Genomic DNA, 22,669 nt, shown 5'->3' on the forward strand with positions numbered 1-22,669 from the left:
CGCCTGCTCGTAACACACCAATAAACCAAGGCCCGGAAACAAAGGGCCTTGGTTACACGGTCAAATATCTGACCCTACCGTCAGGAAGCACGCAAAAGGCGGACGGGTATCCGTTTGTTTTCGCAAGTGTCCGTTCGATTTCATCCACACTCAGGTAACAAAACGCTGTGGACAGTGCATCGGCGGTAGTTGCATTCGAAGCTTCAACGCTGACCGTCGACCACACCGGCGCTCCGTGATTTCTGGGATCAAGAATATGGGTGTGCTCTGCGCTCAACCTCATCGCTTGCGGGCTGGATGTTGCGATCGCTCTGTCCTTCAGTTGGACAGTCTGAACGATGCCATGACGAGGGTCGGAAATACCCAAAGTCCATACCTTACCACCGGCGTGAAACTCTCCGACATTGACCAGAACTTTGGTCCAGCCTGACTGTTTGAGGACACCGGCAACCATATCTGTCGCATAGCCCTGCGCGATGCCGTTCAGTGTCAATTTCTGACCACGGCCAAGAATAATTCTGTCTGGAGAAATCTTCACACGGTCCCAGCCAATTAAGCCTTTTGCCGCGTCAAGATCTCTGCCCTTGGCCAATGCTTCCCACAACGGTTGAACCGTTGGATCAAATTGGCCACCTGTCAAAATGTACGCCTCTTGGCAGGCCAGAAGTAGCTGAAGAAATTGCGGTGATGGGTTGCGCAGGCTGCCTTGGCTGTTCAACTGCGACAAGGCTGAACTGGGGCGATACAGGCTGAATTGGTCCTCACAATCTTGCAGCAACGCGGTCACTTTTTCTATGGCTGCGGCGGCAGTGGTGGGGTCTCCCTCAAAGGTCAGGCTGACTTCGGCACCCAAAGCGTATCCGCGCCAGGTCGTTGTCTGAGCGCCAGCGGGGGCGGCAATTGCAGCGGCAGAGATTGCTAGAAAACGGCGGCGTTTCATCACTTGGCAGCAACCTTTCGTTCCTGACGGCGGGCGGCAATGATCAATGGGACGCAACGCTGACGGTCGTCGTGAATTGCGACGCAGTCCAAACAATGGAAGCATTCATTGTACTGGATTTCCCCAGTCTTTTTGATTGCACCATATTTACACTTTACCCGGCAAAGTTGGCATGGCGAACCACATTCAGCCTTGCGGTCGATCCAATCGCGTCCGCGTATAAGCCCTCCGATTGCCAAAAACGCGCCCAACGGGCAGACATAGCGGCAAAACCCTTTGAACATGACCATGCCCAGGAAAAGCCAGAAGGCGGCATAAACGGCATAGTACCATTCGCGCACGAAGAAAGTGGTGATAGCGGTTTTGAAAGGTTCCACCTCGGCGGCTTTGTCGATCTGATCGGGGATCGTAAAAACGACAACGACAAGACCCGCGAGCACCACGTATTTCAACCATTTCAAACGCTGGTCCCATTTGTCGGACGGTTCTATTTGCGGAATCCGCAAAGCCCTTCCTACATGGTGCGCAAATTCCTGCAGCGCGCCAAATGGGCAGAGCCAGCCGCAAAACAGCCCCCTGCCCCACGCGACAAGACCAACAATCGAAACCGCCCAAATCAGGAGCGAAAAGGGATCATAGAGAAGAAACGCAAAGCTGCCTCCCTCGAGTGCGGCACGAAGGGTGCCGAGAACCGTCACGATTGACAATTGCCCCTGACCCCACCACCCGACAAATCCAACGACAACAGCCAGAATGCCAAGGCGGTACGGAGTGAACATTGGCTGGGCGGCAAGTGAATTCATTCGGAATTCAAGCACGGACACCAGCCCAACCAAAAATACCGACAGGATAATCATGTCGGATTGGCGGCTTCTCAGAGCTTCCAACCACGGCGGTGCAGGTTTGATCTGAACGGGTCGGGAAAAGAAACGATCAGGGGTTGAGTGTGAGATTTCGAGTGTTACCGACCCGGTTTCCGGCTGGAACATGCCATGTTCCCGCACGGCCAATACCTTTAGAATCCAGTCCCGCGAAGGATCAAAACCCAATCGCCGGTCTGTCCGCAGGATCATGGCAGTGCCATCTGGCGCGCCATCTGCCAGTTCAACAAGCAGGTCGGCATCGCGCAGGGCCACTGGCAATCCATCCTGTTCGGCTGAAATCCAATCAGGCGCTGTGTTTCGAACGAATTCATCACTAACAAGGCCGTGTCGGGCGGTTTCGATCAGAAGGATCGGCTCATCATTGTCCGAAATCTCCATAAAACCCTGCAGTTCTTCGAAACTGCCGGTCGAAAGCGCAGCACGGGCAATTGATTTAGGCCCCAAGTCCACGATCCACAGGTCGAGATACGGCTCATCCGGGTAATCCCGTGCCTCGGGGTCGTCATCTTCCCACAAAGTGCCAGCAAAAAGTGCGTCCACTTCGGAATTTGACAGCGTTTTGTGGGTTGCGATCCCGGTGGCGATCAAGTCATCCCAAGTCAGGTTTTCGTCATGATCCGGGTTCGGGAAGGCGGGCAGTGACGTCGCCAAGCCCTGCATCTTTTCCCGCGCCACCGCAAGAGCAGCGCCCATGACCGATTCATGCGCGATGCGGACACTGGCAGTGGCCTTGGTAACGCCGTCGAGGTAAACAAGCTGTGATCCCGATGCGGCGTCGCCGTACTGTGTGCCGACTACGATTGAGTCCGAGATCGAATGTCCCCCATACTGCTCAAAGAACTTGTGAAAGGGCGCTTGTCCCAAACCTGAGACAAAGATCGGTTCATTATGCTCAATCAGTTGGACGTCCATGAACCGCCCTTCCAGGTCCAATACAACCAACATGTTGATCGGCGCTCCGGAAAAACCCGGCAAGGGCGCTAAGGGCTCAGTTTCAAAAACAAATCCGGCCTCGATACCGCCCGAATTCAGGAGCGCGTAGACCCCTTTGTCGTTCAGGGCGTCCCCAAGGGAAAACGGCGCACGAATAAAGTCCTCGAGTTTTTCCCGCGGCAGCGGTTCAGCCGCAGCCATCAGGCTGCCGAATAGCAGGATAATCATTGCAACCAGCGTGCGCATGGGCTGAACACTATATTTCCCATCACACGCAGGACATTCGACGAAAGTCCTAAAACGCAGTTTGCCTATCTCGGGCCATTGACGATGCGCGTAATGGATCAGACAATGAGATTACAGTCTTACGACCAAAGCAGCATTTTCCCGATAAGGTGCCGGTTGTAGGTTTTTTGCTGTAGTCACCCAGCTGTGGAGGAATCAATGACCTGGAGCACGCCTAAACTGAAGGAAGTGAATTGCGGCATGGAGATCAATATGTATTCTCCGTCCGAGGACGAAGGCCGCGAGCACGAGCGCGACCTGTTCTAATCACTTAAGCTCAGCGGAGGCCCGAGGTGCGATTTTTGGTTCTTGGGGCTTCTGCTGGTGGCGGACTGCCGCAATGGAATTGCGGCTGCCGGAATTGCCGGGACGCACGTAGCGGGGTTATCCCTCCATCGGGTCAGTCCTCATTGGCTGTGTCACCTGACGGTGAAAACTGGAGCATTCTGAACGCTTCACCAGACATCCGGCAGCAGATGCTGGACAATCCTCAACTGCATCCCCGATCAATTCGCGACACACCTGTTGCGTCGGTTCTGCTGACGAATGGGGACATCGACCACATTGCGGGCCTTCTCAGCCTGCGCGAGCAGACACCGTTTTCGCTGTTTGCCACCGGAGATATTCTTGATGTTCTGGCAGCAAACAAAATTTTTGACGCCGTGAACCGAGAAAAAGTAACACGTTCCCGCATCGCCTTGGACAAAGACTTTGCCCTACAGGATGGTCTGCAGGCACGGTTGTTCGCTGTTCCGGGAAAGGTTCCCTTGTTCATGGAAGGCGAGGCCGTAGACACCAACCTGATGGGCGAACAAACCGTTGGAGTGCGCCTTTCGACTGGTACCAGAGTGGCTTATTACATTCCCGGCTGCGCACGGGTAACGCCAAAGCTGCTGGATCAGCTTCGTGACGCGGATCAGCTCTTCTTTGACGGAACATTGTATGAAGACGACGAGATGATCCGTACGAGCACCGGGGTGAAAACAGGTCGGCGTATGGGTCATATCTCGGTCAACGGGCCTGAGGGGTCGATCGCGCAACTGGCCGGAGTAACGGCTGCCAAGACGTTCATCCATATCAATAATACAAACCCGATGTTGCAACCAAACAGCCCCGAGCGCGCTGCCGTTGAAAAGGCTGGCTGGTCAATCGCGTTTGATGGGCAGGAGATCGCAATATGAGCCGAGAGACCTTGGAAGCCCGTCTGCGGCAGATCGGACAAGAACGGTATCACGACAAACACCCCTTTCATCACCGTCTTCACAGCGGGCAGTGTTCACCGGATCAAGTGCGCGCCTGGGTGATCAATCGCTGGGCATATCAAGCCGCAATCCCTTTGAAAGACGCAGCTTTCATGTCGCGTTGCGCGGACCCGGACATTCGCCGTGAATGGCGCTCGCGCATCGAAGATCATGACGGCGGCGTTGAAGAAGGTGGCGGCATCCGACGTTGGTTGAAACTGGCCGAAGCCGTGGGGCTGGACCCCGACTACGTTGCAGCGGGCCGTGGAGTGCTGCCCGCAACTCAGTTCGCTGTCGATGCCTATGTCCATTATGTTCGTGAACGCCCGATGCTTCAGGCCGTCGCGTCATCTCTGACCGAGTTGTTTGCGCCCAAAATCCACGAGCAACGGATCGAAGGACTGTTAGCTCATTATGATTTCGCAAACGCGGATAGCCTGTCTTATTTCCGTAAGCGCCTGACTCAGGCACCCAAAGACGTGGCCTTTGGCCTCAACTGGGTGTTGGATCATGCGGATACAGCCGAAAAAGAGGATATGGCCTGCGACGCGCTGATATTCAAAACCAACGTGCTTTGGGCCCAGTTAGACGCGTTGTGGTCAGCTTATGTCACGCCGGGCGCGGTCCCTCCCGGCGCATGGAAGCCCGGAGAAGGCATGGCATGACCCTGGCGCTGCGCAAAACCGACCGTCCTTACCTGCCCCGCGGGGTCCGCGTACAACGCGACGAGAAACGCAACCGAACCGTTTTGATGGCGCCCGAAAAAGTCATCGAGCTGGACGATATCGGAGTTGCGATCCTGTCACGGATCGACGGCATGACCAGACTTGAAGACTTGGTTCAGGATTTGGCCACCACCTACAACGCGCCAGCCGAACAGGTAGAACCTGATGTCCAGCGATTTCTGCAAGCCTTGCGCGGCCGGCTTTACGTAATGGTGAAGGAATGACCCCATCTGCGCCAATAGCCCTGCTTGCAGAGCTGACACATCGCTGTCCGCTTAGTTGTCCCTATTGCAGCAACCCGGTCGAGTTGGAGCGTAAAGAGACCGAACTGGACACGGAAACGTGGAAAGAGGTCCTGGGACAAGCGCGCGACCTTGGTGTTTTGCAAGTGCATCTGTCCGGCGGAGAGCCTGCTTCGCGCCGCGACCTCGAAGAACTTACGGAACACTCGGCTGGGCTTGGACTTTATACTAACCTGATCACATCAGGCATTGGATTGACACCCAAGCGTCTGGACAATCTGGAAGCCGCAGGACTGGATCACATCCAATTGTCGCTTCAGGGCACAAACGCCAACCTTGCAGATTTTATCGGCGGGTATCGCGGTGGGTTCGATCGCAAAATGAGCGTTGCCAAAGACATCCGGGAAAGGGGCATTCCGCTCACGCTGAACGCGGTAATGCACCGGAAGAATCTGGATGATCTGGACCGAACCATTGAAATGGCCGTCGAACTTGGCGCGCGACGGCTCGAAGTTGCCTGTGTCCAGTTTCACGGCTGGGCGCTGCAGAACCGCGCCGCCCTGCTGCCGACTCGGGAACAGACCCAGGCTGTGAAGGAAACAGTGGCCCAGGCCGCCCGTCGGTTACAGGGGGTTCTGGCCTTTGATTTCGTCCCGCCAGATTACTATTCCGATTTTCCCAAGGCGTGCATGGGTGGGTGGGGATCAACCGGTTTGAACATTACGCCCAACGGTACGGTACTGCCCTGCCACGCAGCCCAGACACTGACCCATCTCAGGTTTGAAAACGTCCGCGACACCGGGCTTGAAGATATCTGGTACAAAAGCCAAGCCTTCAACGCCTATCGCGGAACAGATTGGATGCCCGAACCTTGTCAGAGCTGCGACCGAAAAGATCTGGATTTTGGCGGCTGTCGGTGTCAAGCCCTTGCATTGGCTGGCGACGCCGGAGCAACGGATCCCATATGCAGGAAATCGCCACTTCACGCGAAAGTCACTGAGATTTTGCATCAGGAACCAAACGCGCAGGAAAGCGACCTAGTTTACCGAAGACTTTGACCCTTGATAATTGGCGGGCCTTTATTGCGACGCCGCTGTTTCTTGCGACGGTCCAGTCCACCCTAATGCGACCAGCCTATCAATGACCGCCGCTGCATGTGCGTCATTCCTGTAGATACTTTTCAACATCGCATCGACCGGCACTTCCGGCCAGGCAAGCTCCAGCTCTGCCAGTTTCGCGCGCGCCTCTGGCTTGCGTCCCAAAGCCGCTAACGAAGCGGTCACATAAGCCAATGACGGCGCGCTGAGAGGGTCGCCCAGCTCCTTCGCCTCTTCAAACCTTGCAATCGTCGTTTCAAATTCACCTAGATGAAAATGTGCCGCTCCAGAGATGTTGCGATTGGCAAACCGTTGATTGCTGGACTCCAGCAAAGACAGACGATCCGCAATTTCGACAGCTTCTTCGAAGTCACCAGAAAACAGGGCAACAGCACCCAGAAAATCCAGAATGGCGCCGTCTGCCGGGTCAAGCTGGGATGCACGCCGCCCAAGCGTCAAAGCCGTCTCATAATCCCCATTGGCAAAATAAGCCCAGCTTTTTGCCGACTGGCTCCACCCATGCTCGGGCGCCAGTTGCATCGCTTCGTTTGCGAAATCCATAGCAGCCGTCGCGTAGTCAGATTTCTCCTGCAACTCAGGGGTCAGGATGGACAGCGTCGCCAGAGTCTGTGCCGCTCCTGCGTACCCTCCGAAATAGGTTGCATCCATTTCGATGACCCGTTCAAACACCGAAAGGACCAGTATCTGTCTTTGCAAATCAAAAATCGGGAAAGTCATCACGCGCGCCTGTTGCGCAAGGTTGTAGGCCTGCAAAGCAGACGGAGACTTTTCATAAATCGCGGCGTTACGCAGCAAGTCGGGCTTTCCCACCGCAACATTATCAGGCTTTGAACCGGAACCCCGCTCCGACGTTACAGGCAAAAAGCTGACCGCCAAGACCGCGCCCAAAAACACACCTGCGGAGAACGTCGTAAGTGGCAACCAAAATATTTTTTCTGACTTACGGGGTTCGGGCTGAATACTCTTCGTCGCAGGCTCAAATCGTGGGCGATACCCTCCTGTGTCGATGTGCAATCGAACGGGGTCAAACTTACCAACGCCCTCGTAATACAGTTCCAAAAGCTGCCGAAGTCGCCGTGCGTCCACGCGGACGACGTTTTCCGGGTCTATGCCTTCTGACGTGTCGCGGTCATAGACATCCTGCGCGACCGTCTTTCCGCGAATATCGGCCCCCCGACCTGCGATCTCTTCCTCAACCACATAGTTTAGAAAAGAACGCAGCCTATCCGCGCCATCGAAATGCGTATCGTCTAACACATTGGCAAGCGCACGGCGCTTGTCTTGTTCTGAGATTCCATCTGAAGCGGCCATCACATTCAGATACTTGCAATTAATTCGACGTGAGTCACCCGGATTTTCACCGTGAGTCACTTACGCGAAGTGCCATCACGGTGCAGAATTAAAAGGGTACACCCCGCAGGTAAGCCTAACTGGTCTGCAATCCGAATTGCTCCGAATTGCATTGTCATTTGATCACAAAGGGGAAATCCATGTCACGGCGCACACGTCTTTCACATCTCGGCAAACACTTTTCGATCGGGCTGGTCTTTGGCGCGTGGGCTATAGCGCCCCAGACCTTCACCAACACCATAGAGGCTTTGTTCGTACCAAATGCCGCCTATGCACAAGAAACCCAGGAGGTTTCGCCAACAATGGTGCGCGACCGCCCCCGTGACGTTTATTACCCGAACACCGAAGATCTGGCTGAAGACGAGATGCGGGTCATCGCCTGCGGCACCGGGATGCCAACCACGCGTGCAGCACAGGCTGCGGCGTGTTTCCTTGTTGAATTGGGAAACGGCGACAAGTTCCTGTTCGACATCGGATCAGGTTCAGCGGAACGAATTTCATCATTGCAAATCCCCTACAACTATTTGGACAAGGTCTTTATCGGGCACCTCCACACTGACCATTTCGGGGCCTTGCATGACCTCTTTATCGGCGGTGCATTGATGGGGCGAAACGTGCCATTGCGCGTGTGGGGGCCAAGCGGCCCAGTGGAGGAACTCGGCACGGCATATGCGTTGGAGAACATGCGCAGGATGCTGACATGGGACCTTGCAGCAAGGGCGGGAAACACAGATTTCCGGGGCTATAACCTCGAGATAAACGAGTTTGACTACACCGGTGAGAACCAGATTGTTTATGAAAGCAACGGTGTTACCATCCGTTCCTTTCCGGCAATTCACGCCATTGATGGGTCAGTTAGCTATGCATTGGAATGGAACGGTCTGAAATTTGTTTTTAGCTCTGACACGTATCCTAACAAATGGTTCAAGGAACACGCGCAAAATGCCGATCTAGCGATCCATGAGTGTTTTATTGCGGTGCCGGAATTGGTCACTAAAATGAAATTTACACCCGAATCCGCCCTTCTGGTGGGAACACAGGTTCACACGGCCCCAGAAGCCTTTGGAAAAGTCATGAGCGACATAAAACCCCGCATGGCCGTCGCCTATCACTTTTTCAATGACTTCGACACGGCCAACGGTGTCTATGAAAGAATACGCTCCACTTATGACGGACCACTGACCCTTGCAGACGATTTCATGGTCTGGAACGTCACCAAGGATGACATCTCAGTCCGCATGGCGGTCACAGAAGAACACACATGGGCGCCGCCACTGGCCGCACCCGCACAGGCGCCCGATATGCAAGACCGTATCGATTTCTCGGAAAAAGCAGGCGTACCACAAGAGGTCATGACGTTTTCACAGTTCACTCTGGACGGGATCGACGATGTGGATGATGTGCTCCGCCCAATCTACGAAGAAGCGTCAGAAGTGTTGGGGCAAACGTTCCCCTACCCCGGAGATGAGCAGTAATTCGACATCGCCGGAACCGGGTCGGGTAGGACATTCGGCTGAACCGATGGTTGCCATTCGCCGCGTGTCAGACATAAATGAAAGGTGGAACTTCGCGGCCCGAGGTGAACTGATCAGTTTCGGCCTGAACGGGGATGATCAGCGATACCTCGTTCTGGCCGGGTTTGACTGGAAAAGTTGGGAGAACACATCACTGCGCTTTGGGTATCAGTTCTATGTCATCGACTTTTCGACAGATCAGCCTGACGGAGAGTTTGATTATGACGTCAGTAAAAACGGTCTTTATGCGGCTATCACTTTTCGTTTCTAAGACGCTCGCACGGTCGGTGAACTGGTGTTTTTGGGCATTGTTTTTGGCCTGCGTGTTGATCAGGCCCAAGGATAGTGCCGCAGACCTCGTATCCCCTTATGGCGGCGAGACCGCTCCCAATTTTGCAGAGCTGTTGGTCGAAGACGGCCGCGTTCGCGTCGCGCTGGAAATAGACCTTGGCGACTATCCGTTTTTTGTTGCGCCCGATGATGGAACAGGGCGCGCGTTGGCGGCCCGGACGGGGCGAACCTTTGGTGTGGCGGCAGATGGCAAAACTCTGACCCCAGTGGTCCGGTTGATAGATGTTCGCCGCAGAACACCCAGACTGACCGCCGCTAGCAAAGTGATAGCTCCGCGGCCCCGAAGCGAAGACGTTGTATTTGTTGAAATGGAATTCCAATTCCAAGGCCAGCCGACACAGATCACGTTTACGCCGCCACTAAATGAAAACGGCATTCCTTTAGCCTCAATTGGTATGGTCGCCGAACATCTCGGGGTGCCCGTAACCGATTACCGATACCTGTCCCGCCCGGAAACAATGCTGCCCAACTGGGAAGACCCCTGGTTTACCACGTTTGAAAACCCGAATCTGACGCGCCATCACAAGTCCCCTCTCATGTCGTTCCTGTCGATGGAGCCCCGGGAAGTTCGCCATGAAATAATCTTTCGGCTGAAGGACTTTGAAGCATGGGCAGACCTGAATTTGGGTCCGGCGGAACGCCTTTCACCGGATCAGGTGGCGCGGGTGAAGTCGGAAGCTGCATCCTTTTTTGAACAGCACAACCCCCTGTCAATCAACGGTACAAACGTATCGCCCCGCGACGTTCAGGTCTCGCGGATCGCGGTCGGTGCGGACGGGTTGCGCGTATTACCCGACGAGGCCGAGGCGCAACGGACAACCATGTTGATGGGCGCTGTATTGTCCTATCCAAACGCTACGCTGGCCGATCGCGTAGATATGACATGGCAACTTTTCCCCGACGGGACCGATATTATTCCGGTCACCCTAAGCGACCCTGCTGGGGCCGTCCCCTCGCAAATCTACAAATCGGACCCGACCGTGGTTTGGAACAATCATCTGACGTCTTGGGAAAACCCCATAACGCAACCCGTTGTCGTAAAGTCCGCCGGTTTGGTCTCCCTCCCGATGCTTTCGATCGGGTTTGGCTTGGCGGCCCTCATTTGCGCGGGACTCGCACTGCGCACGAACACCAGTCGAAGAACCGTTTTTGCCGTGATGCTTGGAGCCTTCACGACAGCGGCGCTGCTGACCATTCCAATCCGCAATGCCCTGCCAATGATGACCGCCGCTGCACCGGATGAAGTAACCACTCACCAAGTTGTTCAGGGACTGCTTGGCAACCTGAGCGTCGCGATGCTGGAACCCGATATAAAAGGTGTGGAAGCGGCGTTAGAGCCGTTTGTCACACCCGACAATCGCGATCAAATTCGCGATGAGCTGCGTCGAGGCCTATCCGTAAGCCTACCCTCGGGGGCTTTGGCGAAGACCGACAAGATCGTCGATCTGCGGATTGAGGGGCTGTCGTCCGGCGAAGACAGAAACTCGCACCAGATTATCGCGAATTGGACAGCACGGGTCAGCGGCGGCCATTGGGGACATCTGCATCAGCAATCCGTGCTGTTTCGCGGTTTGATGAACGTGTCGCGACATGGCGACCAATGGCATCTGGATGGCTTGACCGTCCTGAACGCGCAGAAGCAAGGATGACATAATGCGATTTGCAATACGTTTTGCGGTACTGGTTTTATCATATCTGTCTGTCGCAGGTGGGGCCTGGGCGCATTTCAACCTGAACCAGAATGTTCGCATATTTCATATCGTCCGTGACGACAGCGGACTAAATGTGATGCTGCGCACGCCGATGGCTTATGTTCTGGCGGATAAAGTTGGGCCTGCCGGGACCGACGGCCTGCCCCGCCCTGCACCTTTCACAACCAATGAATTGCAAGACGGTGTTGTCATGCACTTGGTCGATGTTGAGGCGCTCAGGCGCGCGCCATTTGCCCTTGCGGATATTGTCCTCAACGAGCTTGTAATCGAGCAGGCCGATGGCAGGCTCCAAGGTCATATCGTCAATCTGAAAGTCTATCCCATCGGTCAAGAGCCGGGCTTTGCGACTAAAGCCGAGGCAACAGAAGCCTTGGCAGCGACTGCCATCAACATAGGCAGCGATCAGCAAGTTTACGTGGGTGATACCGTCGTTGATATATGGCTGACGTTCGGTGATGCGTCAGATGCCGCCTATGCGCTGTCGATGTTGTCCAACCCCGGTCTGGCGGGCCAGGACGAAACTGCCAACCTTATTCTGAATTATCACAACGGCGAAACGCAAACCTACCGCGCCAAGGGGTTGCTGGCCGAACCTATCGAAATCACTGGAACTGCATCCTCTGCCGCTGCGACTTTTGTCGTTGAAGGCGTCCGGCACATAATTGAGGGCATTGATCATGTTCTGTTTGTCCTGTGCATGGTGATCGGATCGCTGAACTTAAAGGCCCTGCTTGCGCGGGTGACAGGTTTCACGCTGGGCCACAGCGTGACTTTGATCATGGGGTTTTTCGGTCTGGCACCTTCAGCGCCTTGGTTCATTCCGGCCGTTGAAACGGCAATCGCCATGACCATCATACTCGCGGCCGCCGACGCCGTGTTTCAAAGATCGGGGGGCAAACACTCTTACCTTGTTGCGGCTGGCGTAACGGCTGGTGTCGGGCTTTTGCACGGGTTTGGGTTCTCGTTCATGCTGCGCGAAATTCTGAAGGTTGACGCGGACAATGTCTGGCAAAGCCTTCTGGCCTTTAATGTCGGCGTCGAGATCGGACAGTTGATGATCGTTCTGGTGACATGGCCGTTGGTCCTTATCCTCAGGCGAATGCCGACATCCGTTTGGATCGGGGCGCGGGCTTTCATTGCCGCCTCGATTTCGGTTGTTGCATTGATCTGGGTCGTCGAGCGCTTTTCCCTGCTGATCACATAAAATCAGTCACCTGCTGAGCGTGTTTTTCCACCTTCGCTCAGGGATTTTGCCAACGCGCTCAGATCGCTGTAAATGCGCCCAGCCACAGGATGCCAGTCACCGACATCCCGGCCTTGTGTTTCAACCACAAAATTATCGCCCCTTGCCGCCGGACCTGTCAAAGCGGCCTTGGGTCCTTGCGCGCAAACATTATCGCACGTCCCGCGAAGCAGCGTTTCGTTCAACTGTTGGGCGACGTCATCCGGAACACCGGCTGCATCCCATGCTTCACGTGCAATAGCTTGCAAAACGACCGTGAAGTTGTTCGAAATGACCGCCGCTGCGTGGTACAGGCTTTTGCCTTCTGACTTAATTGGAAAGCACTTGGCACCAAGCGCTTCGAACATAGTTGTGGCCACTTCCGTCGCTTCTGGATCACCTTCAACACCGCAAAGCACCCCATTGAACTGACGCGCGGCGGTCAGAGGATCGGCAAAAGACAGAACCGGGTGAACACTGGCCAGCCGCCAGTTCAAGGATCGCAGTGGTGCCATCTGATCGGCAGGAAAGAATCCGCTACAATGCAAGGCCACCGAAGGCGTCGGGCTGGCTGAATAAGCCTCGGCAATCTGCTCGGCAACGCGATGAATCTGAGTATCCGGTACGGTCAGCATCCAAACATCCGCCGGACGCAACTCAGCAAAATTATCAACGGCCCTGCCCTGACCGATCAGCTCAACAAAATCCTGCGCAGATTGCATACGCGCATTCAAAACATCCTGAAGAATATAGCCGTCTTTGCCCTGCAGAAGCCGAGCAATCGTTTGACCCACCCGCCCGGCACCAATGATATTCACCGTTGAACTGTGCATGCCGGTCACCTCCTGTTCTGGTCGGATACTTTATTGATTAGGCGTGGAAATATCTCAAGCAAACCCGCGGAGAATTTAATGTTACAAAAACATTGTAACTTTAGTATTTCCGTAACATAATAGAGTCAACAAGACCCAATTCTGATCCAAAAACAGGATCAGACGCGGCCTCCGCATATGCGGGTTTTTGCGTTTGAGGAGGACGCAAGCATGTATGCACAGATGGTCAAGTCCACCGGAAAGGGTGTTCAATCACGGGACGACATGAGCCCCGAGGACAAAGCCTTTCAGGATCGTATCGACCGGGGGGAAAAGATTGAGCCAAAGGACTATATGCCCGAGGCCTATCGCAAGACGCTGATCCGGCAGATCGGTCAGCACGCCCATTCCGAAATCGTCGGCCAACTGCCCGAGGGCAATTGGATCACCCGCGCACCCACGCTTGAACGTAAGGCCAATCTGCTGGCCAAAGTACAGGATGAGGCGGGACACGGGCTTTACCTGTATTGTGCGGCTGAAACGCTTGGCGTCAGCCGGGATGAGCTGGTGGAAATGCTTCATTCCGAGCGGATGAAGTATTCGTCCATCTTCAACTACCCCACCCTTACTTGGGCGGATATGGGTGCGGTCGGTTGGCTGGTCGATGGGGCTGCAATCATGAATCAGGTGCCGCTGCAGCGTACGTCCTATGGGCCATATGCGCGCGCAATGGTTCGCATCTGCAAGGAAGAGAGCTTTCACCAGCGTCAAGGCTATCACATCATGATAAAAATGGCGAAAGAAGGCACCGCTGATCAAAAACGCATGGCACAGGATGCGTTGAACCGGTTCTGGTATCCTGCGTTGATGATGTTCGGTCCGTCGGACAAGGACAGCGTGCATTCCGCGCAATCGATGGCTTGGAAAATCAAGATCAACACCAACGACGAGTTACGCCAGAAATTCGTCGATGAAACCGTTCCGCAGGCCGATTTTCTGGGCCTGACGATCCCCGATGAAAACCTGCGCTGGATAGACGAGACCGGCCATTACGAGTTCAGCGAACCAGACTGGTCGGAATTCTTCGAAGTGATATCCGGCAATGGCCCCTGCAACGCCGAGCGTCTGAACACACGTCGCAAGGCGTGGGATGATGGCGCGTGGGTGCGCGAGGCAATGCTTGCCCATGCGCGCAAATCCCAGAAACGCTCTCAAGCTGCGGAGTAACCCGATGACACATGAAAACGAATGGCCCCTGTGGGAGGTCTTTATCCGCGGACAGCACGGCATGAGCCACCGCCATGTCGGATCGTTGCACGCCGCAGATGCCGAGCATGCAATTCGCAACGCGCGCGACGTTTACACGCGCCGCAACGAAGGCGTCAGCATCTGGGTTATCGAAGCCGAAAAGATCACAGCCTCCAACCCCTCGGACAAAGGACCGTTATTCGATCCGGCCCGTGACAAGGTCTATCGGCACCCGACATTCTACGACATCCCGGAAGAAGTTGGGAAAATGTGATGACAGTCTCTGCTGCTGAAAGCCCTCTGTTCGAGTTCCTTCTCAGGCAGGGGGACAATGCCCTGGTGCTGGGTCATCGTACTTCGGAATGGTGCGGGGTCGCTCCGGTATTAGAAGAAGATATCGCGCTGGCGAACATGGCTCTGGATTTGATCGGCCAGACCCAGTTGTGGCTGGGATATGCCGGTGAGGTCGAAGGTGCCGGGCTAACCGCCGATGATCTGGCCTTTCTGCGCGAAGTTTACGATTATCGAAACCTTCTGATGCTGGAGGTGCCGAATGGCGACTTTGGGAGGACGCAAATGCGCCAGTTCCTGTTTGATGCCTTTCAGGTACCGTGGCTGACACGCTTACAGGACTCGAAAAACACGCGCGTGGCCGAGATCGCAGCCAAGTGCTTGAAAGAGGCGCTATATCACCTCGACCGATCCTCTCACACGGTGATTGCTTTGGGGGATGGGACAGAAGAAAGCAACCGCCGCATGACGGACGCGCTGACGTTCCTTTGGCCTTATAGCGGAGAGGTTTTCAAGGACGATGCCACCGATAACGCCATGGCCGAAGCGGGGGTCGCGCCGTTGCCCTCGGATCTACACTCCGTCTGGCTGGAAACGGTTGAACGCGTGTTGACTGAAGCTTGCCTGACATTGCCCGAGGGAGCATTTGCCCAATCAGGTGGGCGCACCGGGTTTCGGCACACCGAGCATCTGGGACACATGCTGGCGGTTATGCAAACCCTCCAACGCTCTTACCCCGGAGCGACTTGGTAGCCGCAATGCCTGTGACCGAAGCACAGATTTGGGACTGGCTCGAAGGCGTCCCCGACCCCGAAATCCCGGTGATCTCGGTGGTCGATCTTGGGGTGATCCGGGATGTTTCCGTGTCCGGCGACGCAGTGACGGTGACCGTTACACCCACTTATTCCGGCTGCCCTGCGATGGCGGTGATATCAATGGACATAGAAACGGCTCTGGCCACAAACGGGATTGAAAACCTGCAGATCCAAACCCGTATTGCGCCACCCTGGACGACCGACTGGCTATCGGAAAAAGCCCGCACCCGGTTAGAGGAGTTCGGCATTGCTCCGCCGCAACCCGCGGGCGGTCCAACGCGGTGCCCGCACTGCAAATCCGACAGGCTTGAAAAGATCAGCCAATTCGGTTCGACCCCCTGCAAAGCGCAATGGCGCTGCCAGGACTGTCTGGAACCCTTCGACTATTTCAAATGTATCTGAGGTCTTGAGTTATGGCGACGTTTCACCCCCTGACCGTGACGGACATCCAAAAAACGATCCGCGACGCAGTTATTGTGACCCTGAAACCCGAAAGCCCGGACAGATTTACCTTTGCACCGGGCCAATACCTGACGTTCAAACGAGACTTTGACGGTGAGGAATTGCGGCGCTCCTACTCTATCTGCGCGGCACCACATGAAGGTGTTTTGCAGGTTGGGATCAAAAGCGTTGATGGCGGCGCGTTTTCCAACTGGGCCAACACAGAACTGCAAGTGGGCGATGTTATGACCGCCATGCCGCCCATGGGTAATTTTCACGCGGCGGTGGATACCGATGCCCCGCACTATCTGGGATTTGCGGGGGGATCGGGCATCACACCGGTATTGTCGATCCTGAAAACCGCCCTGTCCGAAGACCCCTCTGCCCGGTTTACACTTGTCTACGCGAACCGAACCCCAAACACGATCATGTTCCGGGAAGAGCTAGAGGACCTGAAAAACCGGTACCTGCACCGATTGAACATCGTTCACATACTTGAAGATGACAGTCAGGAGATTGACCTGTTCCGGGGGAGGGTCGACGGTGAAAAATGCGCGGCTCTGTTTCGGCATTGGATCGACATAGGCTCTGTCTCGATGGCGTATATCTGCGGGCCGGAGCCTATGATGCTGGCGATTTCGCAATCGCTCAAGGATCACGGTTTGACAAAGGATCAGATCCGGTTCGAGTTGTTCGCCTCTTCCCAACCGGGCCGAGCCAAAACCCGCCCAACCTCAAAAGCCATTGACGATGCAGGCATCAAGGGGCGGGTTACACTGGGCGGCGTGAGCCGCAGCCTGACCATTCCAAAGGATACCAGCCTGTTGGAAGCCGCGCTTGCTGAGAACCTTGACGCGCCTCACGCCTGCAAAGCAGGGGTGTGTTCCACGTGCAAAGCACGGGTTGTAGAAGGCGAAGTCGAAATGGTGGCAAACCACGCACTGGAAGATTACGAAGTGGAAGCTGGTTTTGTTCTGACCTGTCAGTGTTTCCCAGTCTCAGACAAAGTGATGTGGGATTACGATGAGGCAGGCCACTAACTGTCGGCCTGAACCCCGGGCAGACCTGCAACAGTAAATTGCGTGATAGTTCTTGCATAACCTTCGCGATCTGATCGCGTCGCCTTTGGGTGCCACATGTAATACCAATTCAACATGCCAAAAACCGACATCGTCAATTCGCGCAACAACCTGGGCTGCGAACTCAACTTGCCGCCGCTCACCGCATCCAGAATACCACTCATCTGAGTGACCATATCCTTTTGATAGGCTTTCAGCACCGTCTGCATGGCGTCGGGCAGCAGTGAGACCCCTTCGCTCTGAATGTTGTGTTCATAATCCATCCCTTCATAAGCCAGAAGGTATTCTCGCAAGACCAGATGCAACTGTTCTTCGGGCGGTTTGCCTTCCAATTCGACCGAAGAGACCCGGTCGTTCAACTCGGAAAGATAGGAATCCAGTATATCGAACAGCAACGCCTCTTTACTGTCATAGTAGTGATAGATGTTGGCTTTCGATATGCCCGCGCTTTTCGCCACCTGGTTCATCGAGGCACGTGCAATCCCTTCGCGGGCAAAAACACTGGCCGCAACCGAAAGGATGCTCTGCCGTTTTTTATCGTGGTCTTTTGCGATCGTGCGTGCCACGGGCTCACTCCTTTGGTCTGTTGTCGATAACACGTCGGGCCTTGCCCTGACTGCGTTCGACAGTGCCGGGCACACCGACACTTACTGTGGTTCCGATCCCTATCGTATCTTTGATCTTCTTAGACAAGGCCCCGGCCGCGGCATCCCGTGCTGCATCAGCTGCCGCATCAGGCGCGGCTTCGACATGTACGGTCATCGCGTCCATCCGGCCCGAGCGAGTCAGTTCAATCTGGAAATACGGCGCGAGTTCGGGGGTCGCCAGAACTAGTTCTTCGATTTGGGTCGGAAAGACATTCACGCCGCGCATGATGATCATGTCATCAGAACGTCCGGTAATCTTCTCCATCCGCCGCATCGACCGCGCCGTTCCGGGCAACAGACGTGTCAGGTCGCGCGTGCGGTATCGTACCATCGGCAGCCCTTCTTTGGTTAGCGTTGTAAAGACCAACTCTCCGATCTCACCGTCTGGCAAGACCTCGCCGGTCTCGGGGTCGATGACCTCGGGGTAGAAATGATCCTCCCAGATGTGTAGGCCGTCCTTGGTCTCGACGCATTCATTGGCCACACCGGGACCCATGATTTCCGACAGGCCATAGATATCAACCGCATGCATGTCGAACGCGGCCTCGACCTCGGCTCGCATCGCGTTGGTCCAGGGTTCGGCACCAAAAATACCAACTTCCAGCGAACTGTCCCGCGGGTCTATTCCGGCGGCATGAAACTGTTCAAGGATGTTGAGCATATAGGACGGGGTCACCATGATCGTACTGGGTTTAAAGTCCTGTATCAGCATCACCTGCCGTTCTGTCATTCCGCCCGAAACAGGTACGACCGTGCAATTCAATTCCTCAGCCCCGTAATGAGCGCCAAGCCCGCCGGTGAACAGGCCATAGCCATAAGCAATATGGACGATGTCACCGGGCTTGGTTCCGCTGGCCCTCATCGACCGTGCGACCAGCTTTGCCCAGTTGTCGATATCCCCGCGCGTATACCCGACAACTGTCGGTTTGCCCGTTGTCCCTGATGATGCGTGCACACGCACGATCTGTTCACGCGGGACAGCAAAAAGGCCAAAGGGGTAGTTAGCCCGCAGGTCATCCTTGTAGGTGAATGGGAACTTCGACAGGTCCGCCAGCGATTTCAAATCATCCGGGTGCACCCCTGCGGCATCAAACCTTTGCCGATAAAAGGGGACGTTTTCATATGCGTGCTTTAACGACCATTGCAGCCGTTGCAGTTGCAAGGCGCGAATTTCGTCTGTGGATGCTATTTCGATCGGGTCGAGCCTGTCTCGGGCTGGCGTCAGGTCTTTCATGCTCCTCCTCCCCTATTCCTCGAAAAGCTGGCCCGGAATGGCGCGGGAGCAGCCTCGAAATTCTGCGATCACTGTGTTTTTCTGGTTGGTGACGGTGACGTCATAAATGCCGTTTCGCCCGGTCAAGCTGACTTCGCGCGCTTCGGCGAAAAGCCGGTCACCCAATCGGCCCGGCGCAATGTATGAGATAGTGTTGTGTTGCGCGACGGTGGACTGATTTCTGCTGTTGCAAGCAAACGCAAAGGCGCTGTCGGCCAGCATGAAGATCACACCGCCATGGCAGATACCATGTCCGTTGATATGGTGTTTCTCGATCATCATGGACAGTGTCGCCCTGCCCTCATCCACGTCGTCAATGCGCATGCCAACCCAAGGGCTAGCGTTGTCCTCGCGCCACATGGCTTGCGCCGCACGTTCCGCGCGCTCTTTAGGCGTCATGCTTGCGGCCTTTGGAATTTAACAAACAAACGACCAATTTGCCCTTTACCCGGCCCGTGCTTCCCACCGTCATGGACACCACATTCTCCTTGATCTTCCTCCGCCCTGTACTTAAACATTTCATAAACCGACCGGTAGGTCAATTAATGAGTTGAGTCACACCGAACCCAGACGCAAGGACCGCCTCATGACTGTACAAAATGTTGAAAGCTACATCGCCGGACAGTGGATCGGATGCGACAGTTCAGCCCGCGAAATCCACTCGGCCGTAACCGGTGAGTTGATTGGAAGGGCCGGGAACACTGCGCTGGACATTGGGGCCATGTTGGACTTCGCGCGCTCAAAGGGCGGGCCTGCCCTGCGCGGGATGACGTTCCATGATCGTGCGCGCATGCTCAAGGCGTTGGCGGCGCACTTGGGACAGCACAAACAAGCCCTTTATGACATTTCATTCGCGACGGGCGCGACGCAGAAAGATCACCTGATCGACATTGACGGCGGTATCGGCACATTGATGGTCTATGCCAGCAAAGGTCGCCGTGAAATGCCGGACGACACCATCTATTTGGATGGTGAGGTCGAACGGCTGTCCCGGCACGGCACCTTTCTGGGGCAGCATATCTGTACCTCGCTGACCGGAGCGGCCGTTCACATCAATGCCTTCAATTTTCCTGTTTGGGGTATGCTGGAAAAGCTGGCCCCAACGCTTTTGGCTGGGGTTCCCGCAATCATAAAACCGGCGACGGCGACCTGCTATGTTGCCGAACGCTGCGTGAGGATCATGCTGGCTAGCGGCCTGCTGCCAGAAGGCGCCATTCAGTTGATTTCCGGCGGGCTCGGAGACCTGTTGGATCATTTGGGCGGGCAAGACGCCGTCAGCTTCACCGGTTCGGCTGCAACCGCAAAAACGCTTCGCGGCGCATCATGTTTTCAAGGAAATGCAACGCGGTTCATTGCCGAACAAGACAGCCTCAACGCGTCGATCCTCGGCCCGGATGCCGTGGCAGGCACGCCCGAATTTGATCTGTTCATCAAAGAAGCCACCCGCGAAATGACCACCAAGGCAGGCCAGAAATGCACCGCCATTCGCCGCATCATGGCTCCGTCTTCTCAGGTTGTGGCAGTTATTGACGCCCTAAGCAGACGGCTTGGATCGGTCGTCATTGGGGACCCTGCGGCTGAAGAAACACAAATGGGTGCCCTCGTGTCCCAGGCCCAAAGACAGGATGTTCTGGAAAAAGCCGCCCTAATCGGGCAAGAGGCGGACCGCGTTTTCGGAAACCCCGATGGCTTCGTGGTGCATGGAGCGGATCGAGACAAAGGTGCATTTGTCCCGCCGATGCTGTTTCATTGCGCGTCGCCGGACACAGCCAACCTGCTGCATTCGGTCGAGGCGTTCGGCCCCGTTTCAACCGTCATGCCCTATCGCGATCTGGAACACGCGGTCCAGACAGCCAATCGCGGTGGAGGAAGCCTCGTGGCATCGGTTATCACGAACGATCTCGATGTCGCCAGAACTGTCGCCTTGGGTGCTGGGCCGTTCCACGGGCGACTTTATTTCAACAACCGGACCTCGATGAAAGAAAGCACAGGCCATGGGTCACCCCTGCCGCATATGGTGCATGGCGGGCCCGGTCGCGCGGGCGGCGGCGAAGAGATGGGCGGTACTCGCGGCGTGATGCACTACATGCAACGCACCGCCATTCAGGGCAGCCCCGACATCCTGACGGCCATTGGGCGTAAATGGGTGCCGGGTGCAAACGAAATAACCAGTCACGACCATCCGTTCACCCGCACATTCGACGCACTTGAAATCGGGGAAACCCTGCACACCGCGGAACGTGAAATTACGCTGGACGACATCGAGAACTTTGCCCATTTCACCGGCGACACGTTTTATGCCCACATGGATGATGCAGCGGCCAAGCGGAACCCATTCTTTCCGGGCCGTGTTGCGCACGGTTATCTGCTGCTGAGCTTCGCCGCCGGTCTGTTCGTTCAACCGGACGAGGGACCAGTTTTGGCCAATACAGGGCTGGATAACTTGCGGTTCCTCAAGCCAATTCAGGCGGGAGACAGCATTCGCGTTCGTCTGACCGTGATGCAAAAGTCGCCGCGAAATCAGGACTATGGTGAGGTCCGGTGGAAAGTCACCCTTCTTAACCGCGACGGTGATCTTGCGGCCGAATACGAGTTGCTGACCATGAACGCCTATCATCGCGATGAACCTTAGGGTTTTCTCATAGCCACATGGCGCGATGGCGTGATAACTAAGGGGTCAACTTCCATTTAAGCGCTTTGGGAAGACCCGATTTTGACTGCCGCCGACTCCCTGATTGATGACCTGTGCAACCTTGAGCCGATCAAGACATGGTCGTTGATTGTCACGCTGTTTGGCGACCTCAGCGACCACCACATCACGGGCAAGGAGCTAGGCCTGCTGATGGGACATGTCGGCGTAAGAACCGAGGCCATAAGGGTCGCGCTGCACCGGCTCAGGAAAGACGGTTGGATTGTGTCGACAAAATCAGGGCGCGAAGTGACCTATAGCCTTTCGGATGTTGGTCTGGCCGAGACACGCGCCGCCTACGAAGATGTTTACAGGCAGGACGTAAAATACCCGCAAGGATGGCAGTTGCTTTTGACCAAAAGTGATTATGCCGCCCCAGACCCGGCAATTCGCATTGAAAGATCATTGCTGCTGGTGCCTGTCGAAGCTGTTCTAAGCGACGGTGCGGCGCTTGGACTGCAGGCAGATACGGACCATATACCAGACTGGTTTTCAGATCGGATTGTTCCCTCTCAAACTTTGGTTCTGGCGCAAAAGCTTTGTGAAATTGCCGAGCGTCCAGGCATCAGCGATCTGCCACCCCTTTCCTTGGCTGCAGTCCGGCTGCTGCTGCTGCATTACTGGCGCAAAATAGCTTTGCGCAATTCCAGTTGGGCTCATATTTCGATGATCCCGCAAGGACCACTTGCACGGTGCCATCATCGCGTGACCCAGGTGATGGCTGATCTGCCCAGACTGGATCCCGCTGCATTCGCCAATTGACACGACGGCGATTGTTTTTCGGAAAATCCGCGCGCCAGTATAGTTGACCGACCGGTTGGTTTATGAAACTGTAGTCCAAAGCTGCACGCAGCTTT

The 22,669-nt window shown here is 55.5% G+C and carries 23 protein-coding genes; 16 read left to right on the top strand and 7 right to left on the bottom strand.

All coding sequences use genetic code 11. From position 1 onward, the window contains the following. Positions 1 to 52 precede the first annotated feature (52 nt). The gene (locus GOX75_RS16720) at positions 53 to 940 is read right to left on the bottom strand and encodes an FAD:protein FMN transferase (protein ID WP_171124977.1); all 888 of its coding nucleotides are present in this window, start codon (positions 938 to 940) and stop codon (positions 53 to 55) included. Next, positions 940 to 3,003 carry a 4Fe-4S binding protein gene (locus GOX75_RS16725; RefSeq protein ID WP_171124979.1) on the bottom strand — a complete coding sequence of 688 codons (2,064 nt, stop codon included), beginning with the start codon at positions 3,001 to 3,003 and terminating at the stop codon, positions 940 to 942. The genes GOX75_RS16720 and GOX75_RS16725 overlap by 1 nt, the downstream gene beginning before the upstream one ends. A 198-nt stretch (positions 3,004 to 3,201) precedes the next feature. On the opposite strand from GOX75_RS16725, the gene pqqA reads away from it, so the two are divergent. The 5 genes from pqqA to pqqE are packed head-to-tail and all read left to right on the top strand — an operon-like array spanning position 3,202 to position 6,308. Then, positions 3,202 to 3,309 (top strand): pyrroloquinoline quinone precursor peptide PqqA, encoded by a 108-nt coding sequence (gene pqqA / locus GOX75_RS16730; RefSeq protein ID WP_170537497.1) that lies wholly within the window; start codon positions 3,202 to 3,204, stop codon positions 3,307 to 3,309. Between the two features lie 26 nt (positions 3,310 to 3,335). Beyond that, entirely contained in the window at positions 3,336 to 4,223 is an 888-nt protein-coding gene (gene pqqB / locus GOX75_RS16735) for a pyrroloquinoline quinone biosynthesis protein PqqB (protein ID WP_171124980.1), read from the top strand. Continuing rightward, positions 4,220 to 4,948 carry a pyrroloquinoline-quinone synthase PqqC gene (pqqC, locus tag GOX75_RS16740; RefSeq protein WP_171124982.1) on the top strand — a complete coding sequence of 243 codons (729 nt, stop codon included), beginning with the start codon at positions 4,220 to 4,222 and terminating at the stop codon, positions 4,946 to 4,948. Before pqqB ends, pqqC begins: the two co-directional genes overlap by 4 nt. After that, positions 4,945 to 5,232 (top strand): pyrroloquinoline quinone biosynthesis peptide chaperone PqqD, encoded by a 288-nt coding sequence (gene pqqD, locus GOX75_RS16745; protein ID WP_171123177.1) that lies wholly within the window; start codon positions 4,945 to 4,947, stop codon positions 5,230 to 5,232. The genes pqqC and pqqD overlap by 4 nt, the downstream gene beginning before the upstream one ends. After that, positions 5,229 to 6,308, top strand: coding sequence for a pyrroloquinoline quinone biosynthesis protein PqqE (pqqE, locus tag GOX75_RS16750; RefSeq protein ID WP_171123179.1), 1,080 nt, complete (start codon positions 5,229 to 5,231; stop codon positions 6,306 to 6,308). Before pqqD ends, pqqE begins: the two co-directional genes overlap by 4 nt. A gap of 21 nt (positions 6,309 to 6,329) precedes the next feature. Here the strand turns inward: pqqE and GOX75_RS16755 are convergent, their stop codons facing one another. Next, the gene (locus tag GOX75_RS16755) at positions 6,330 to 7,679 is read right to left on the bottom strand and encodes a tetratricopeptide repeat protein (protein WP_171124984.1); all 1,350 of its coding nucleotides are present in this window, start codon (positions 7,677 to 7,679) and stop codon (positions 6,330 to 6,332) included. Between the two features lie 179 nt (positions 7,680 to 7,858). Between GOX75_RS16755 and gntH the strand changes: the two genes are divergently transcribed. The 4 genes from gntH to GOX75_RS16775 are packed head-to-tail and all read left to right on the top strand — an operon-like array spanning position 7,859 to position 12,499. Beyond that, a complete protein-coding gene (gene gntH, locus GOX75_RS16760) occupies positions 7,859 to 9,193 on the top strand; it encodes a guanitoxin biosynthesis MBL fold metallo-hydrolase GntH (RefSeq protein WP_171124986.1) in 1,335 nt (444 codons plus the stop codon). Between the two features lie 46 nt (positions 9,194 to 9,239). After that, positions 9,240 to 9,503, top strand: a complete 264-nt coding sequence (locus GOX75_RS16765; protein ID WP_171124988.1) for a hypothetical protein — start codon at positions 9,240 to 9,242, stop codon at positions 9,501 to 9,503. Then, entirely contained in the window at positions 9,454 to 11,232 is a 1,779-nt protein-coding gene (locus GOX75_RS16770; RefSeq protein WP_171124990.1) for a hypothetical protein, read from the top strand. Before GOX75_RS16765 ends, GOX75_RS16770 begins: the two co-directional genes overlap by 50 nt. Before the next feature lie 4 nt (positions 11,233 to 11,236). Then, entirely contained in the window at positions 11,237 to 12,499 is a 1,263-nt protein-coding gene (locus GOX75_RS16775; protein WP_171124992.1) for a HupE/UreJ family protein, read from the top strand. 2 nt (positions 12,500 to 12,501) lie between these two features. Here the strand turns inward: GOX75_RS16775 and GOX75_RS16780 are convergent, their stop codons facing one another. Further along, the gene (locus tag GOX75_RS16780; RefSeq protein WP_171124994.1) at positions 12,502 to 13,350 is read right to left on the bottom strand and encodes a Rossmann-like and DUF2520 domain-containing protein; all 849 of its coding nucleotides are present in this window, start codon (positions 13,348 to 13,350) and stop codon (positions 12,502 to 12,504) included. 210 nt (positions 13,351 to 13,560) lie between these two features. On the opposite strand from GOX75_RS16780, the gene paaA reads away from it, so the two are divergent. From paaA to GOX75_RS16805, 5 genes are read left to right on the top strand one after another with little or no spacing between them, the layout of a single operon-like run. Further along, positions 13,561 to 14,556: a 1,2-phenylacetyl-CoA epoxidase subunit PaaA gene (paaA, locus tag GOX75_RS16785; protein ID WP_171124996.1), complete on the top strand. Its 996-nt coding sequence runs from the start codon at positions 13,561 to 13,563 to the stop codon at positions 14,554 to 14,556. 4 nt (positions 14,557 to 14,560) lie between these two features. After that, positions 14,561 to 14,851 carry a 1,2-phenylacetyl-CoA epoxidase subunit PaaB gene (gene paaB / locus GOX75_RS16790; RefSeq protein ID WP_171124998.1) on the top strand — a complete coding sequence of 97 codons (291 nt, stop codon included), beginning with the start codon at positions 14,561 to 14,563 and terminating at the stop codon, positions 14,849 to 14,851. Beyond that, positions 14,851 to 15,621 (top strand): 1,2-phenylacetyl-CoA epoxidase subunit PaaC, encoded by a 771-nt coding sequence (gene paaC, locus GOX75_RS16795; protein WP_171125000.1) that lies wholly within the window; start codon positions 14,851 to 14,853, stop codon positions 15,619 to 15,621. Before paaB ends, paaC begins: the two co-directional genes overlap by 1 nt. A 5-nt stretch (positions 15,622 to 15,626) precedes the next feature. Next, the gene (gene paaD / locus GOX75_RS16800) at positions 15,627 to 16,085 is read left to right on the top strand and encodes a 1,2-phenylacetyl-CoA epoxidase subunit PaaD (RefSeq protein ID WP_171125002.1); all 459 of its coding nucleotides are present in this window, start codon (positions 15,627 to 15,629) and stop codon (positions 16,083 to 16,085) included. Positions 16,086 to 16,096: 11 nt separating this feature from the next. Continuing rightward, positions 16,097 to 17,164, top strand: a complete 1,068-nt coding sequence (locus GOX75_RS16805) for a ferredoxin--NADP reductase (protein WP_171125004.1) — start codon at positions 16,097 to 16,099, stop codon at positions 17,162 to 17,164. On the opposite strand, the gene GOX75_RS16810 is transcribed toward GOX75_RS16805, so the two are convergent. Genes GOX75_RS16810 through paaI form a run of 3 tightly spaced genes read right to left on the bottom strand, consistent with a single transcriptional unit; the run spans position 17,161 to position 19,522 of the window. Further along, positions 17,161 to 17,769: a TetR/AcrR family transcriptional regulator gene (locus GOX75_RS16810; RefSeq protein ID WP_171125006.1), complete on the bottom strand. Its 609-nt coding sequence runs from the start codon at positions 17,767 to 17,769 to the stop codon at positions 17,161 to 17,163. The genes GOX75_RS16805 and GOX75_RS16810 overlap by 4 nt on opposite strands. A gap of 4 nt (positions 17,770 to 17,773) precedes the next feature. Next, positions 17,774 to 19,084 carry a phenylacetate--CoA ligase PaaK gene (gene paaK / locus GOX75_RS16815; protein WP_171125008.1) on the bottom strand — a complete coding sequence of 437 codons (1,311 nt, stop codon included), beginning with the start codon at positions 19,082 to 19,084 and terminating at the stop codon, positions 17,774 to 17,776. Between the two features lie 12 nt (positions 19,085 to 19,096). Further along, positions 19,097 to 19,522: a hydroxyphenylacetyl-CoA thioesterase PaaI gene (gene paaI, locus GOX75_RS16820; RefSeq protein ID WP_171125010.1), complete on the bottom strand. Its 426-nt coding sequence runs from the start codon at positions 19,520 to 19,522 to the stop codon at positions 19,097 to 19,099. A gap of 187 nt (positions 19,523 to 19,709) precedes the next feature. Between paaI and paaZ the strand changes: the two genes are divergently transcribed. Beyond that, positions 19,710 to 21,755, top strand: coding sequence for a phenylacetic acid degradation bifunctional protein PaaZ (paaZ, locus tag GOX75_RS16825; protein WP_171125012.1), 2,046 nt, complete (start codon positions 19,710 to 19,712; stop codon positions 21,753 to 21,755). 81 nt (positions 21,756 to 21,836) lie between these two features. After that, positions 21,837 to 22,574: a hypothetical protein gene (locus tag GOX75_RS16830; RefSeq protein WP_171125014.1), complete on the top strand. Its 738-nt coding sequence runs from the start codon at positions 21,837 to 21,839 to the stop codon at positions 22,572 to 22,574. Positions 22,575 to 22,669 lie beyond the last annotated feature (95 nt).

Origin of the sequence: Ruegeria sp. HKCCD7251, assembly GCF_013031165.1 — a bacterium.
GTDB lineage: Bacteria > Pseudomonadota > Alphaproteobacteria > Rhodobacterales > Rhodobacteraceae > Ruegeria.